This is a genomic window from Streptomyces sp. NPDC051664 (assembly GCF_044453545.1).
GTDB lineage: Bacteria > Actinomycetota > Actinomycetes > Streptomycetales > Streptomycetaceae > Streptomyces.
The window spans coordinates 52,543-67,707 of sequence record NZ_JBITCU010000016.1 but is presented as its reverse complement, the minus strand read 5'-3'; the positions used below and the strand labels follow the sequence as shown (position 1 = coordinate 67,707).

Genomic DNA, 15,165 nt, shown 5'->3' with positions numbered 1-15,165 from the left:
AGGTCACGGATCTGCCCCTCGCCCTCCGGGCCCCATCGCGCCCCACCTAGACTAAGCCAAGCCTTACCTGGCTGTGCCGGCCCTGCGTGGCTGCACAGAGCCAGGTCGTCCAGTTTGCCGATTGGGTCCGATGCCAGCCGCCGCACCTCGCCGCCACAGACGCGCTCTCGCGACGGCGACGGCCGTCCTGGCGCTGCTCGTGGCCGTCCTGCTCAGCCTTGCCGTGGGCGCGCGCACCATCGCGCCCTCCGCGGTGCTCGACGCCCTGCTGCACGGCGGGCACTCCGACGCCGCCGAAGTGATTCGCCGGCTGCGGGTGCCGCGCACCCTGATCGGGCTGATGGTCGGTGCGGCGCTGGCCCTCGCGGGCACGGTGCTCCAGGGCATCACCCGTAACCCCATCGCCGACCCCGGGATCCTCGGCATCAGCCAGGGCGCCTCGGTCGGCGTGGTGCTGGCCATCGCGTACGCGGGGATCCACACGCTGACCGGGTACGTCTGGTTCGCGTTCGCTGGGGCGGCCGTCGCGTCCGTCGCCGTGTACGCGATCGCGTCGCGCGGGCGTGGCGGGGCGACGCCGGTGAAACTCGCGCTGGGCGGCGCCGCGATCAATGCGCTGCTGGTGTCCGTGACGATGGCGGTGCTGACGACGAAGGCGTCCGCGCTCGACGAGTTCCGCTTCTGGCAGGTCGGTTCGATCGCCGGGCGGGAGGCCCAGGTGGCGCAGCAGATCTGGCCGTTTCTGCTGGCCGGCACGGTGCTCGTGCTGTCCGTGGCGCGAGGACTCGATGCGCTGGCGCTGGGCGAGGACGTGGCGAAGGGGCTGGGGCAGAAGGTCGCGACGGTACGGATCGTCGGCGGCATCGGGGCCACCGTGCTGACCGGGGTCGGGGTGGCCGCGGCCGGGCCGATCGCGTTCATCGGGCTGGCCGTCCCGCACATCGCCCGCGCGATCGTCGGCAGCGACCACCGGTGGGTACTGCCGATGGCGGCGCTGATCGGCCCCGTGATGCTGCTGGTCTCGGACGTCATCGGCCGGATCGTCTTCCCACCGGGCGAGGTCCCGGCGGGCGTGATGACGGCGCTGATCGGAGTGCCGTTCCTGGTCGCACTGGTACGTCGGAAGGCGGTCCCGGCATGAGCGGCACCCTCACCCGGACCGCGGTCCGGCCCGCCGGGTACAGCGTCGTAAGGATCGGGGCGCGCGGGCGGTTCCTGCTGCACCGGCGTGCGGCCGTCGCCGCGGCGGTCCTCGTCGTGCTGCTGGCGGTCGTCTGTGTCGCGTACCTCTGCGTCGGTGAGAGCTTCGTCGCGCCGGCCGAGGTCGTGAAGGTGATCCTCGGGCAGCCGTCGCCGGACGAACTGGTCGTCGGAACGCTGCGGCTGCCGCGCATGGTCGTCGGCCTGCTCGTCGGCACGGCCTTCGGGATCGCCGGGGCGCTGATCCAGACGGTGGCCCGCAATCCGCTGGCCAGCCCCGACATCATCGGCATCAGCCAGGGTGCGGGCGCGCTCACGGTCGGCGCGATGACGTTCGGCGTCACCTCGTACACCGTGCTGCCGTATCTGTCGGTCATCGGCGGAGTCGCGGCGGCGGCGCTCGTGTACGTCTTCGCATGGCGCGGCGGGCTGCACGCCACCCGGTTCGTCCTCATCGGCATCGGCTTCGCCATCGCGCTGCGGTCCGTCACCACACTGTTCCTGACCAAGGGCGACTATCTGGTCGCCCAGCAGGCGCAGATCTGGATGACGGGTTCGCTGAACGGCCGCGGCTGGAACGAGGTGGCGCCGATCGGCTGGACGCTGCTCGCGCTCCTGCCGGCCGTCCTGTGGGCGGCTCGTGCGCAGCGCACCGTGTCGCTGGACGACGACACCGCGACCGCGCTGGGGGTACGGCTGGGCCGGGTACGCCTGGGGCTCGTCGCGCTCGGTGTGATCCTGGCATCCGTGGCCACCGGGACGGCCGGGCCGGTCGACTTCGTGGCGCTGCTCGCCCCGCAGATCGCCCGCCGCATGACACGTACCGCCCAGATCCCGCTGCTCTGCTCGGCGCTGCTCGGCGCGGTGATCGTCGTCTTCGCCGATCTGCTGGCGCGCAAACTCTTCTCGCCCACCGAGCTGCCGGTGGGTGTGCTGACGGCGGCGGTCGGCGCCCCGTATCTGATCTGGCTGATCATCCGCGGTCACGGTGGCCGCAATGGAGGCAAGGCATGAGCTCGACCCGCACGTCCGATGCTGTCGCCGAGGCGACGACCGGCCGGCTCACCGCGCGCCGACTGACCCTCGCCTACGAGGACCGCACAGTCGTGCACGAGCTGGACCTCACCGTTCCGGACGGCCGGGTGACGGTCATCGTCGGCCCGAACGCGTGCGGCAAGTCGACCACCCTGCGCGCGCTGGGCCGGCTGCTCAAGCCGCGTGGCGGGGCCGTACTCCTCGACGGTACGGAGCTGTCCCGGATCCCCACCAAGAAGATCGCCCAGTCGATAGGACTGCTGCCGCAGACCCCGGTCGCGCCCGAGGCGATCACCGTCTCCGACCTCGTCGCCCGCGGCCGTCAGCCGCACCAGCACTGGTGGCAGCAGTGGTCGGAGGAGGACGAGCGGGCCGTCACCGACGCCATGGACCGTACGGACATCACGGCGCTCGGCGACCGGTCGGTCGACGAACTGTCCGGTGGGCAGCGGCAGCGGGTCTGGATCGCGATGGCGCTGGCCCAGGAGACGGATCTGCTGCTGCTCGACGAACCGACGACGTACCTCGACATCTCGCACCAGGTGGAGGTCCTCGACCTGGTGCGCCAGCTCGCCGCACCGGCGGCCGACGGCAGCCGCGGCCGGACGGTCGTCACCGTGCTCCACGACCTGAACCAGGCCGCGCGGTACGCGGACCACCTGGTCGCGATGAAGGCGGGCCGGATCGTCGCCGAGGGCCACCCGGCGGACATCGTCACCGCGGAGCTCGTACGCGAGGTGTTCGGCCTGGAGGCAGTGATCGTCCCGGACCCGGTGACGGGTTCACCCCTGGTCGTACCGGGCGCCCCCTGGACCCCGCCCTCCTGAGCCCCACCGGGCCGCGGGCGCGAGTGATGCCCGGGTGGGCTCGGGGTTGTGTTGCCCGGGAACGGGGTGAGGGCGCGTCCACCCGCGGGTGGGGGGGCGGGACCCCTCCGGGGCGTCTCCTCGGGACTGGCGCGGAAGCCCGCTACGCAGCGGAGCTCGGCATGTACGCCAGCCCCTGCGGGGACCTCCCCTGCACGGCCCCACCCACGCATCACCCGCGTCTGCGACCCGGTGGAACGCATCGCCGCACCCGCGGGACGGCCGGTCCGGGGCCGTGCAGGGGAGTCCCCGCAGGGTGACGAACAAAGACCCGGGCTCCCCCGCGTACCCGCCGAACGTTCGTCGCCCGAGGAGACGCCCCGGAGGGGCCCCGGACCACCACCCACCGCACACGGCGACGACGCCCCGGGAACCGGACACACACCAAGCCCGTCCGGCGATTGAGGACAGCCGGCAGCCGGACGCCCCGGCACCAACCCCCCGCCTATTCCACCCGCCTCCGCGCCCGCCACACCAGGAACAGCGCAGACGTCACCGCCGCCGCCCGCACCACCACCGGCCACACCCCGCTCAGCGCCTCGCCCATCCCGTCCTCCGGGATCGGCTCGCCCCAACGGCCGTCCATCCGCCCCCACAGCCAGACCAGGCCGCCCGCCGCGGCCGCCCCCGGCAGCCCCATCGAGGCCAGCTTGGCCTCCCTGCGCGAGAGCGTCCGTGAGCCGTATGCGAGCAGCCAGCCGCCCGCCAGGGCCACCCAGTACCCGGTCACCGCACCGGTGACCAGCAGCGCGGCGGCGAGCAGCAACAACGGGTGGGAGAACAGGAACCCCTTGTTCTCGCGGGGTGCACCCCGACGCAGCCGCGGCCGCCACCGACCGCGCGGCACGTCCTCCGCCTCACCGGAATCGGCACCGTCGGAGCCGGCCCCGGCACCGTCTCCCCCCACGCCCTCGTCCGCATCCGCACCGGCCCCCTCCGCAGCCCCCTCCACCGGCGGCCGCGGCGGCCTCAACAGCTCGGCGATCTCCACCCCGCCCACGAACCCCGGCACCTCCACGCCGTCCCCGAACGGCCCCGACTCGATGCGCCACCAGTCGGGTTCGCTCCCGGACGCGCCCAGTTCGTCCGTCCCCGCCATGTGCGGCGGCGACGGCACCCGCTGGGCCGGCACATCGCCCCCCGAAATCCCCGAGGCCCCCGCCGCCCCCTCCGACGCGCCCTTGCGCGAACTCTCTTTCCGGAGCGTCCCTCTGCGCGGCCGGGGGATCCCCCGCGACTCCGGATCACCCGCATCCGGAGCCCCCGCCGCCCCCGGCAACGTCACCGTTCCGTCGGTCGACCGGGCCGCTGCGGCGACCAGTTCGTCCGGTGTGCCGAGCCGCCCGATGATGCGGCGCACCGCCGCCGGCGTGTCCGTGGCCTGGCTTCCGCGCTGCCGGTCGATCTCGGTGCGCAGTGCCGTCACGAGCCGCATCCGGGTGCCCGAGGACAGCTGTTGCTGCTGGGCCAGATCCCCGACCCGGCTCAGGTAGTCGTAGACGAGCTGGTCGCTCTCGATCCCCACGCGATGGTTCCCCTCTGACCGGCCTGCACCGACGGTAGCGCCCTCGGGCCTGTCCGGAGCGACTACCGTGGGACGGATGGGGATGACCACACCACCGCGGACGCTCGCCGAAGCTCTGCGCGCCCGGGACGACGAGTCGTTGGCCGGGCTGCTCCGCGCCCGCCCCGATCTTCTGTCTCCGGTGCCGAACGACATCACCCAGCTGGCCACGAGGGCCGGCACCCGGGCCTCTGTCGTACGCGCGCTGGAGCACCTCGACCGGTTCGCCCTGCAGACCGCGGAAGCGCTGGCCGTCGCGCCCGATCCGGCCCCGTACGACATCCTGCTCGCCCTGCTCACCGGCGACGGCCAGGACGACGGCACGGCCCGCGACGACGCAGGTACGGCGATCCGGAGCGCGGCACCCGGCGCCCTCGCGACGCTGCGCGAACAGGCCCTCGTCTGGGGTGAGGACGGCCGGCTGCGGCTGGTGCGTACCGCGCGCGAACTCCTTGCCCCGTCCCCGCAGCACCCCTCCCCCACCGGGCTGGGGCCGACCGTCGCCGAGGCCACAGCCGGCATGTCGCCGGGCCGGCTCCAGGAGATCCTGGCGGCGGCCGGGCTGCCCGCCACCCATGACCCGGTCTCCGCCGTCGCCTCCTTGTCCGCGCTCTTCACCGACCGCACCAGGATGGGCGAGCTGCTCGACACCGCTCCCGTCGAGGCCCTGTCGGTGCTGGACCGGCTGGTGTGGGGCCCGCCGTACGGGGAGGTGACCCCGAACCCGACTCCGCCCGTGAAGTGGCTGCGCGACCGCGGGCTGCTGCTGCCCGTGTCGACGCGCACCGTCGTCCTGCCGCGCGAGGCTGCCCTGCATCTGCGGGCCGGGCGCGCCCACCGCGTACCGGAGCCGCTGCCGCCCGCCGTCGTGGCGGCCGCGACGCGCGATCCCCAGGCTGTGGACAGAGCGGCGGCGGGGCAGGCATTCCTGGCGGTGTCCACCGTCGAGGAACTCCTGACGAGCTGGAACGGCGGCGGCCCACCGATACTGCGCGCCGGCGGCCTCAGCGTCCGCGAGCTGAAGCGGACAGCGGCCGTCCTCGACGTCTCCGAGCCGATCGCCACGTTCTGGCTCGAACTCGCCTACGCGGCCGGGCTGCTGGCCTCCGACGGCGAGGCCGACGAGCGGTACGCGCCGACGCCCGCGTACGACGACTGGACCGAACTCCCCGTCCAGGACCGCTGGGTGCACCTCGCCACCACCTGGCTCACCGCCACCCGCACCGCCGGCCTGGTCGGCGGCCAGGACGCCAAGGGCCGGGCCCTGTCCGCACTCGGCCCCGACCTCGACCGCTCGGCCGCCCCCGAGGTGCGCCACCGCATCCTGGCCCTGCTCGCCTCGCTGGACCCCGGCACCGCCCCGGACCCGGAGACGCTGCTCGCCCGGCTCCGCTGGGAGCGGCCGCTGCGCGGCGCCTCCACCTCCGCCGGGAGCACCACCGACCTGCGGTCCCGCATCGCCCTGTGGACGCTGAACGAGTCCGAACTCCTCGGCATCACCGGCCGCGGCGCGCTCTCCTCCCAGTCCCGCGCCCTGCTCGACTCCGGGCCCGCGAAGGCCGCCGCGCTGCTCGCCCCGCTCATCCCGGAACCCCTCGACCACGTGCTGCTCCAGGCCGACCTGACGGCCGTTGCGCCCGGCCCGCTGGAACGCCCCCTCGCCGACACGCTGTCCGTCCTCGCGGACATCGAGTCGAAGGGTGGTGCGACGGTCTACCGGTTCACGCCCGGCTCCGTACGCCGCGCGCTGGACGCCGGACAGTCCGCGGCCGATCTGCACGCGTTCCTCGCCGCGCACAGCCGTACGCCGGTCCCGCAGCCCCTCAGCTACCTCATCGACGACGTCGCCCGCCGCCACGGCCATCTGCGGATCGGCGCCGCGTCCGCGTACGTACGCTGCGACGACGAGGCCGTGCTCAACGAGATCCTCGCCGACCGACGCTCGGCCACCCTGCGCCTGCGCCGCCTCGCACCGACGGCGCTGGCCGCCCAGATCGACCCGGCGTCCCTGCTCGAAGGGCTGCGCGAGATGGGCTACGCCCCGGCCGCCGAGTCCGCCGAGGGCGACGTCCTGATCACCCGCGCGGGCACCCGCCGCACCCCGCCCCGTACACCGCCCGCCCCCGTCCCCGAGGGCCCGCCGGTCCCCGACGGAACGCTGCTGGGCGCGGCGGTACGGGCGATCCGCGCCGGGGACACGGCCGCGACGGTCGTCCACAAGGAGACGGACGGGACCGCCGCCACGGCCGGCTCACTGCCCCGCACGACATCCGCCGAGACCCTCGCCACGGTCCAGGCGGCGGCCATGACGGGCTCCGCGGTGTGGATCGGGTATGTCAATGCGGAGGGCGCGGCCAGCCAGCGGGTCATCGCCCCGGTCCGGGTGGAGGGCGGCTTCGTGACGGCGTACGACCACACGGCGGACGAGGTCCGCACCTACCCGCTGCACCGGATCACCGGCGTCGCCGAACTGGCCGACGACGCCACCACCTGACCTCCCGGTCCAGCGGGACGAGCCACCTCCGGCGCGTGCGTTCCACAGCCCGAGGTGGGGCACCGGCGGGCCAGGACACGTCCGGTACCCCCACGCGAGCGAGTGGCCGGGCATCCCGTCGGCCGACACCTACGCGCCACCTACCCCGCATGCGGCACACTGGACGTTTGGCCGCACGTGCGGCCGCACCCCGTAGAAAGGGCCGAGACGCGTGACCGGACCCCTCATCGTCCAGAGCGACAAGACGCTGCTCCTGGAAGTCGACCACGACCAGGCCGATGCCTGCCGTCGCGCGATCGCGCCCTTCGCGGAACTGGAGCGGGCGCCCGAGCACATCCACACCTACCGGCTGACCCCCCTCGGCCTGTGGAACGCACGTGCCGCCGGGCACGACGCCGAGCAGGTCGTCGACGCGCTCGTGCACTACTCGCGCTATCCGGTACCGCACGCGCTGCTCGTCGACATCGCCGAGACGATGGCCCGGTACGGCCGCCTCACGCTCTCCAAGCATCCGGTCCACGGGCTGGTGCTGACCTCCACGGACCGGCCGGTGCTGGAGGAGATCCTCCGGTCGAAGAAGGTCCAGCCGCTGGTCGGGGCCCGGATCGACCCGGACACCGTGGCGGTGCACCCGTCCGAGCGCGGACAGATCAAGCAGACGCTGCTGAAGCTGGGCTGGCCGGCCGAGGACCTCGCCGGGTACGTCGACGGCGAGGCGCACCCGATCGAGCTGGCCGAGGACGGCTGGGCGCTGCGGCCGTACCAGAAGCAGGCCGTCGAGGGGTTCTGGCACGGCGGCTCCGGTGTCGTCGTACTGCCCTGTGGTGCGGGCAAGACGCTGGTCGGGGCCGGTGCGATGGCGGAGGCCAAGGCGACCACGCTGATCCTGGTGACGAACACCGTCTCGGCCCGGCAGTGGAAGCACGAGTTGGTGAAGCGGACATCGCTGACCGAGGACGAGATCGGCGAGTACAGCGGTACGCGCAAGGAGATCCGGCCGGTCACCATCGCCACGTACCAGGTGCTGACGACCCGCCGTAAGGGCATCTATCCGCATCTGGAGCTGTTCGACTCCCGCGACTGGGGTCTGGTGATCTACGACGAGGTGCATCTGCTGCCCGCACCGGTCTTCAAGTTCACCGCCGACCTGCAGGCCCGGCGGCGGCTCGGCCTCACCGCGACGCTCGTCCGGGAGGACGGCCGCGAGTCGGACGTCTTCTCGCTGATCGGCCCCAAGCGGTTCGACGCGCCGTGGAAGGAGATCGAGGCGCAGGGGTACATCGCGCCTGCCGACTGTGTCGAGGTCCGGGTCAATCTGACGGACTCGGAGCGGCTGGCCTACGCGACCGCCGAGGCTGAGGAGAAGTACCGGTTCTGCGCGACGACCGCGACGAAGCGGAAGGTGACGGAGGCGCTGGTGCGCAAGCACCGGGGCGAGCAGACCCTCGTCATCGGGCAGTACATCGACCAGCTCGACGAGCTGGGCGAGCATCTGGACGCACCGGTGATCAAGGGCGAGACGAGCAACGCCCAGCGGGAGAAGCTCTTCGACGCGTTCCGCCAGGGTGAGCTCAGCGTCCTCGTCGTGTCGAAGGTCGCGAACTTCTCGATCGACCTGCCGGAGGCGACCGTCGCCATCCAGGTGTCGGGCACGTTCGGCTCACGGCAGGAGGAGGCACAGCGGCTCGGCCGGGTGCTGCGGCCGAAGGCGGACGGGCACGAGGCCCGGTTCTACTCGGTGGTCGCCCGCGACACGATCGACCAGGACTTCGCGGCACACCGCCAGCGGTTCCTGGCCGAGCAGGGATACGCGTACCGGATCGTGGACGCGGACGAGCTGCTGACGGACAACTGAGCAGGTGAATCGGACGGGTCCCGGCGCGGGCCGGGGCTCGTCACCTCGGCACCGGATGCTCGTACCGGCGCGTGCGTCAGTGGCCCCGCCGTACTCAGTGTTCGCGGCGCACGGAGCGGTCGTGCTGTTCTCGATGGTCGCGGCGGACGACGCCCGCCTCCTCCGCGTACTCACCGAGGACGGCCACGCCGAACGCGGCGCGTGCGAAAACCTTCCCGGCGCGCACGGCGTCGCCGATGTGGTGGGTGGGCGGGTGACCGGTGGTGGCCGTCGCGCCGTGCGCGGGGCTGGTCCCGTGTGAGTTCAGGCTGGCGGTGCTCATGTAGTCCATGGTCCTGCGCCTGTCCCGTAAGGGCATCGGCCCACGGGCGGAATCCCCGCGGTCTTCGCATAGGCCTCCGGTCGCATGCCGTCCCCTACGGGGTGGACGCGGGGGTGGACCGTGGGTGGACGGGCGGTGGACCGGGCAGCCTAATTCGTTCGACCCCGCCGATCGCGGTCGATACAATCGCCGGTCTGCCCGCCTCCCGCACCGTGGTACCGGCTCGTCGCCGGCAGCCGGGGGAGCGCCGCCGACCGGACGGAAACCGGCCGACAGTCGTACGTGCACCTGTGTGCGTACCCCGTGATCGATCCTCGAGCGGACCGCATCGCCCCCTGGCCGTGACCGGGAGCGAGCTGCGGGCCGCCGTCCTGCGTTGAAAAGCCGGAGGCAACACCGTGCCCGCGCACGAACACGAAAGCGACACCACCACCACCGATCCGCTGGCTCGCGAGCGCGCCCATCTCGCGGCGTCCCGGGCCGCGTTGCGCGCCATGCGGGAGGACGCCCAGGCCCTCGACATCCGCGACGTCACCGCGAACTGGGTCAACGCCGCAGTCCTGCAGGCCCAGATCGACGAACGCATCAAGTCGCTCGCCGACCTCTCCCACACCCCGCTCTTCTTCGGCCGTCTCGACTATCTGCACCCGGTCGGTGCCGAGCAGGCCGAGGGCGCGGAGGGAGAGCAGTTCTACATCGGGCGCCGGCACGTCCATGACGCCGACGGCGATCCGATGGTCATCGACTGGCGTGCGCCCGTCTCGCAGCCGTTCTACCGGGCTTCGAAGAAGGACCCGCAGGACGTCGGACAGCGCCGCCGCTTCGGGTACACCGGCGGCGAGCTGACCGCGTACGAGGACGAGCACCTCAGCGACCCCACCGAGGCCGCGCAGACCAGCAAACTGCTCCAGGCGGAGATCGAGCGGCCGCGCGTCGGCCCGATGCGCGACATCGTGGCGACGATCCAGCCCGAGCAGGACGAGATCGTCCGCAGCGGGCTCGGCGGGACGGTCTGCGTGCAGGGAGGTCCCGGAACCGGCAAGACCGCCGTCGGTCTGCACCGGGTCGCGTATCTGCTCTACGCGCACCGTGACCGGCTCGCCCGCACCGGCACGCTGGTCATCGGGCCGAACCGGTCGTTCCTCCACTACATCGAGCAGGTGCTCCCGGCCCTCGGTGAGCTGGAGGTGAAGCAGGCGACCGTCGACGATCTGGTGGCGGCGCATGTCGAGGTGCGGGGTACGGACGCGGCGGAGGCGGCCGTCGTCAAGGGTGATGCCCGGATGGCGGAGGTGCTGCGGCGGGCGATCCGTTCGCATGTGACGCTGCCGACGGAGCCGGTGATGGTGGTGCGCGGTTCGCGCCGCTGGCGGGTGCCCGCGTACGAACTGGAAGAGATGGTCACCGAGTTGCTGGCCCGCGAGATGCGGTACGGCGCAGCGCACGAGGCGCTTCCGCAGCGCATCGCGCACGCCGTCCTGGTGCGGATGGAGGAGGCCGGCGAGGCCCCTGATGACCGGGTGCAGAACGCGGTGGCCCGTACTCCCGCGGTCAAGGCGGCGGTGAAGGCGATCTGGCCCGCCGTCGAACCGGCGAAGCTGGTGCTGCGGCTTCTCTCCGACCCGGAGTTTCTGGCCGCGCACGCGGACGGGCTGCTCACCGAGGACGAGCAGAAGACGATCCTGTGGACGAAACCGGCCCGGAGCGTGAAGTCGGCGAAGTGGTCGGCGGCGGACGCGGTGCTGATCGACGAGGCGAACGATCTGGTGGCGCGTACACACTCGCTCGGCCATGTCGTCCTCGACGAGGCGCAGGACCTCTCCCCCATGCAGTACCGGGCGGTGGGCCGCCGCTGCACGACCGGTTCGGCGACCGTGCTCGGCGACCTGGCGCAGGGGACGACGCCGTGGTCGACCGAGAGCTGGGCGCAGGCGCTGCACCACCTGGGCAAGGAGGACGCGGTGGTGGAGGAGCTGACGGCGGGCTTCCGTGTGCCGAGGGAGGTCATCGCGTACGCGTCACGGCTGCTGCCGGTGATCTCGCCGGGTCTCGCGGAGGTGGAATCGGTGCGTGAGTCGCCGGGTTCACTGGCGGTACGGGAAGTGGCCGGCCCGGCCGCTCTGGACGCAGCGGTGCTCGCGGCGTGCGAGGAGTCGCTGACCCAGGAGGGGTCGATCGGCCTGATCGCGGCGGACGCCCGGATCCCGGCGCTGGCGGAGGCGCTGACGGCGGCGGGACACGCGTACCTGTCCCCCGGCGAGGAGACGACGGCCGAGTCCCGGCTGACGCTGGTCCCGGCGTCGCTGGCGAAGGGGCTGGAGTACGACTATGTGGTGCTGGACGAGCCGGCGGCGGTGGTCGACGGCGAACCGGACGAACGCACGGGCCTGCGCCGGCTGTACGTGGCGCTGACCCGTGCGGTGTCGGGGTTGACGGTGGTGCACGCGGCGGGATTGCCGGAGGCGCTCGGGGCTACCGGGGCCGTCCGGTAGCCACCGAGCCTCGATCGCCTGACGGGCTGGGCCTTCCCGCCCGTCGAGGAGTCCCCCATGCCCTTGAGGCCATGGGGGAAATCGAGGACGGAACCGGTCACCCCGGCGAGCCGCCCTGCCCGTCGAGCCGCGTCCGCCACTCCCGTACCGCTGCCACGTCCACCGGCGCGTCCCATCCCTCGGGGCGCGCCGCGCCCCCGATGTGCACCGCGTCGATGCCCGCGGCCAGCAGCTCCGGCAGGTGTTCGAGCCGCAGCCCGCCCCCCACCAGGATCTGCGGCTCGTACCCGGGCTCACCCTTCCGTGCCGCCTCGACGAGCAGCGTCGGGATGCCGTCGTCGACGCCGAGCGCCGATCCGGCCGTGAGGTACGTGTCGAGGCCGGGCAGGTCCGCCAGCTGCTTGCGCAGGGCGTCCCGGTCGGTGGCGCGGTCGATCGCACGGTGGAACGTCCAGCTGCAGCCGTCCAGCTCGGCGACGAGCCGCTCGACGGCGACGAGGTCCGCGTGGCCCTGCGCGTCCAGGAAGCCGAGGACGAATTCCTCGGCACCCTCGGCCCGCAGCTCGCGCGCCTTCCGTACGAGTACGTCGATGTCACCGGCCGCGAAGCCGTCGGCCACCCTGAGCATCACCCGCAGCGGAATGTCGACTGCGGCACGGATCTTCGCGAAGGTCGCGCAGGACGGGGTGAGTCCGTCCGCCGCCATGTCGGTGACCAGCTCGAGCCGGTCTGCACCACCCGCCTGGGCAGCGACCGCGTCCTCCGCGTCGAGAGCGATCACCTCCAGGACTGCACGGTTGCTCATGGGACCCCATTCCTCCAGTAAACAGCTATAGGTCTAGTCCAATGGCCAGCCTACGGGTCAGTCGGCTGAAGGTGCAGCTTCCCCTGCGGACGTGAAGATACGCGAGGTCAGAGGGGTGCCCGGCGGCCGGACACGCCCGGGTCCGCAGCTCGGCACCGGATCCCCCCTTGCACTTCATAGGGGTGGGGGGTATACATACATCAGTATCAGATACCCCCTAGGGGTATATCGCGCCAGGGAGGACACCGTGCCCGCGCACACCGCCGCAACCGGCACCGGCACCACCGCAGAGGTCGAGCTCTCCATCGGCGGCATGACCTGCGCCTCGTGCGCGGCCCGCATCGAGAAGAAGCTCAACCGGATGGACGGCGTCACCGCCACCGTCAACTACGCCACCGAGAAGGCCAAGGTCGGCTACCGGGACGAGGACGTCTCCGTACAGGACCTGATCGCCACCGTCGAGAAGACCGGCTACACGGCGCGGCAGCCCGCGCCTCCGGTACGGACCGAGGAGTCCACGCCCGCCGCCGAGGACGGGGCCGACGCGCTCCGCCCGCTGCGGCAGCGGCTGCTCACCGCCGTCGTGCTCGCCGTCCCGGTGATCGCGATGGCGATGATCCCGGCGCTGCAGTTCATGTACTGGCAGTGGCTCTCACTGACCCTGACCGCACCCGTCGTCACCTACGCCGCCTGGCCGTTCCACCGCGCCGCCTGGACCAACGCCCGGCACGGCGCGGCGACGATGGACACACTGATCTCCGTCGGCACATCGGCCGCGTTCCTGTGGTCCGTGTGGGCACTGTTCTTCGGCACGGCCGGGATGCCGGGCATGACGCACCCCTTCGAGCTGACCATCGGCCGCAGCGACGGCGCCGGGAACATCTACCTGGAGGCCGCGGCCGGAGTCACCGCGTTCATCCTGGCCGGCCGCTGGTTCGAGGCCCGCTCCAAGCGGAAGGCAGGCGCAGCGCTCAAGACGCTCCTGGAGCTGGGTGCGAAGGAGGTCACCGTGCTGAGGGGCGGCCGCGAGGTGACCGTGCCGACGGCCGATCTGCAGGTCGGGAACCGGTTCCTGGTCCGTCCGGGCGAGAAGATCGCGACCGACGGCACCGTCACCGAGGGCGCCTCGGCGGTGGACGCGTCCATGCTCACCGGCGAATCGGTGCCGGTCGAGGTCGGGGTCGGTGACGCCGTCACCGGTGCCACGCTCAACGCGGGCGGCCGGCTCGTCGTCGAGGCGACCCGGGTCGGCGCCGACACCCAGCTGGCACGGATGGCCAGGCTCGTCGAGGACGCCCAGAACGGGAAGGCCGAGGTGCAGCGCCTCGCCGACCGGATCTCGGCGGTGTTCGTCCCGGTCGTCCTGCTGATCGCGCTGGCCACTCTCGTCGTCTGGCTGCTTCTCACCGACGACGTGACGGCCTCGTTCACCGCCGCCGTCGCCGTACTGATCATCGCCTGCCCCTGCGCCCTCGGCCTCGCCACACCCACCGCCCTCATGGTCGGCACAGGGCGCGGCGCACAGCTCGGCATCCTGATCAAGGGACCCGAGGTCCTGGAGACCACACGCCGTATCGACACGATCGTCCTCGACAAGACCGGTACCGTCACCACCGGCCGGATGACCCTCCAGGACACCCACACGGCGGCAGGCACCGACGCATCACAGGTGCTGCGGCTGGCAGGCGCCCTGGAGCACGCCTCCGAACACCCCATCGCCCAAGCGGTCGCCACCGGCGCCCGCGAACGGACCCGGGCGGCACTGCCCGTCCCCGAGGAGTTCACCAGCATCGCGGGCCTCGGCGTCCAGGGTGTTGTCGAGGGCCACGCCGTCCTCGTCGGCCGTGAGCAGCTGCTCGCCGAGTGGGAGATCCACCTGCCCGATGAGCTGGCCCGGAAGAAGGCGGCGGCGGAAGCGGCCGGACGGACGGCCGTCGCGGTGGCCTGGGACGGCGAGGCGCGGGCGGTCCTGGAGGTCGCCGACGAGGTGAAGGACACCAGCGCCGAGGCGATCGCGTGGCTGCGGGCCCTGGGCCTGACACCCCTCCTCCTCACCGGGGACAACCTGGCGGTGGCGGAGTCGGTCGCGGCGGAGGTCGGGATCGACCGGGACGACGTGTACGCGCAGGTCATGCCCGAGGAGAAGGTCGATGTCGTCAAGCGGCTGCAGAAGCAGGGCCGTTCGGTCGCGATGGTCGGCGACGGTGTCAACGACGCGGCGGCGCTGGCCCAGGCGGACCTGGGCCTGGCGATGGGCACGGGCACGGACGCGGCCATCGAGGCCGGCGACCTGACCCTGGTCCGCGGGGACCTGCGGGCGGCGGCGGACGCGATCCGGCTGTCGCGGAAGACGCTGGGGACGATCCGTACGAACCTGTTCTGGGCGTTCGCGTACAACGTGGCGGCGCTGCCGCTGGCCGCGGCGGGGCTGCTCAACCCGATGATCGCGGGGGCGGCGATGGCGTTCTCGTCGGTGTTCGTGGTGGGCAACTCGTTGCGGCTGCGGGGGTTCCGCGCGGCGGCGTAGGACCG

10 protein-coding genes are annotated in these 15,165 nt (G+C 72.6%); 7 read left to right on the top strand and 3 right to left on the bottom strand.

Annotated features, from left to right (window positions below; translation table 11 throughout):
- Positions 1-130: 130 nt before the first annotated feature.
- Genes ACIA8E_RS26595 through ACIA8E_RS26585 form a run of 3 tightly spaced genes read left to right on the top strand, consistent with a single transcriptional unit; the run spans position 131 to position 3,062 of the window.
- Positions 131-1,141 carry a FecCD family ABC transporter permease gene (locus ACIA8E_RS26595; protein ID WP_399301820.1) on the top strand — a complete coding sequence of 337 codons (1,011 nt, stop codon included), beginning with the start codon at positions 131-133 and terminating at the stop codon, positions 1,139-1,141.
- Positions 1,138-2,214 carry a FecCD family ABC transporter permease gene (locus ACIA8E_RS26590; RefSeq protein WP_399301819.1) on the top strand — a complete coding sequence of 359 codons (1,077 nt, stop codon included), beginning with the start codon at positions 1,138-1,140 and terminating at the stop codon, positions 2,212-2,214. The genes ACIA8E_RS26595 and ACIA8E_RS26590 overlap by 4 nt, the downstream gene beginning before the upstream one ends.
- On the top strand, positions 2,211-3,062 hold the full coding sequence (locus tag ACIA8E_RS26585; protein WP_267003394.1) for an ABC transporter ATP-binding protein: 852 nt from the start codon (positions 2,211-2,213) through the stop codon (positions 3,060-3,062). Before ACIA8E_RS26590 ends, ACIA8E_RS26585 begins: the two co-directional genes overlap by 4 nt.
- Before the next feature lie 484 nt (positions 3,063-3,546).
- On the opposite strand, the gene ACIA8E_RS26580 is transcribed toward ACIA8E_RS26585, so the two are convergent.
- A complete protein-coding gene (locus tag ACIA8E_RS26580; protein ID WP_399301818.1) occupies positions 3,547-4,626 on the bottom strand; it encodes a hypothetical protein in 1,080 nt (359 codons plus the stop codon).
- Positions 4,627-4,702: 76 nt separating this feature from the next.
- On the opposite strand from ACIA8E_RS26580, the gene ACIA8E_RS26575 reads away from it, so the two are divergent.
- Positions 4,703-7,159: a helicase C-terminal domain-containing protein gene (locus tag ACIA8E_RS26575; protein ID WP_399301817.1), complete on the top strand. Its 2,457-nt coding sequence runs from the start codon at positions 4,703-4,705 to the stop codon at positions 7,157-7,159.
- A 211-nt stretch (positions 7,160-7,370) separates the two neighbouring features.
- Entirely contained in the window at positions 7,371-9,014 is a 1,644-nt protein-coding gene (locus ACIA8E_RS26570; protein WP_399301816.1) for a DNA repair helicase XPB, read from the top strand.
- Positions 9,015-9,108: 94 nt separating this feature from the next.
- Here the strand turns inward: ACIA8E_RS26570 and ACIA8E_RS26565 are convergent, their stop codons facing one another.
- Complete coding sequence (locus ACIA8E_RS26565; protein ID WP_399301815.1) at positions 9,109-9,336, bottom strand: hypothetical protein; 228 nt, start codon at positions 9,334-9,336, stop codon at positions 9,109-9,111.
- Between the two features lie 398 nt (positions 9,337-9,734).
- Here ACIA8E_RS26565 and ACIA8E_RS26560 point away from each other — a divergent pair, with 398 nt between their 5' ends.
- Positions 9,735-11,828 (top strand): HelD family protein, encoded by a 2,094-nt coding sequence (locus ACIA8E_RS26560; protein ID WP_399301814.1) that lies wholly within the window; start codon positions 9,735-9,737, stop codon positions 11,826-11,828.
- A 97-nt stretch (positions 11,829-11,925) separates the two neighbouring features.
- Here the strand turns inward: ACIA8E_RS26560 and ACIA8E_RS26555 are convergent, their stop codons facing one another.
- On the bottom strand, positions 11,926-12,633 hold the full coding sequence (locus ACIA8E_RS26555) for a copper homeostasis protein CutC (RefSeq protein ID WP_399301813.1): 708 nt from the start codon (positions 12,631-12,633) through the stop codon (positions 11,926-11,928).
- A gap of 247 nt (positions 12,634-12,880) precedes the next feature.
- Between ACIA8E_RS26555 and ACIA8E_RS26550 the strand changes: the two genes are divergently transcribed.
- The gene (locus ACIA8E_RS26550) at positions 12,881-15,160 is read left to right on the top strand and encodes a heavy metal translocating P-type ATPase (RefSeq protein ID WP_399301812.1); all 2,280 of its coding nucleotides are present in this window, start codon (positions 12,881-12,883) and stop codon (positions 15,158-15,160) included.
- Positions 15,161-15,165 lie beyond the last annotated feature (5 nt).

What these genes read in the sequence shown, in the direction of transcription:
- ACIA8E_RS26590 (WP_399301819.1), top strand. Translation starts at nt 1,138, where the DNA reads ATGAGCGGCACCCTCACCCGGACCGCGGTCCGGCCCGCCGGGTACAGC.
- ACIA8E_RS26585 (WP_267003394.1), top strand. Translation starts at nt 2,211, where the DNA reads ATGAGCTCGACCCGCACGTCCGATGCTGTCGCCGAGGCGACGACCGGC.
- ACIA8E_RS26595 (WP_399301820.1), top strand. Translation starts at nt 131, where the DNA reads ATGCCAGCCGCCGCACCTCGCCGCCACAGACGCGCTCTCGCGACGGCG.
- ACIA8E_RS26565 (WP_399301815.1), bottom strand. Translation starts at nt 9,336, where the DNA reads ATGAGCACCGCCAGCCTGAACTCACACGGGACCAGCCCCGCGCACGGC.
- ACIA8E_RS26575 (WP_399301817.1), top strand. Translation starts at nt 4,703, where the DNA reads ATGGGGATGACCACACCACCGCGGACGCTCGCCGAAGCTCTGCGCGCC.
- ACIA8E_RS26555 (WP_399301813.1), bottom strand. Translation starts at nt 12,633, where the DNA reads ATGAGCAACCGTGCAGTCCTGGAGGTGATCGCTCTCGACGCGGAGGAC.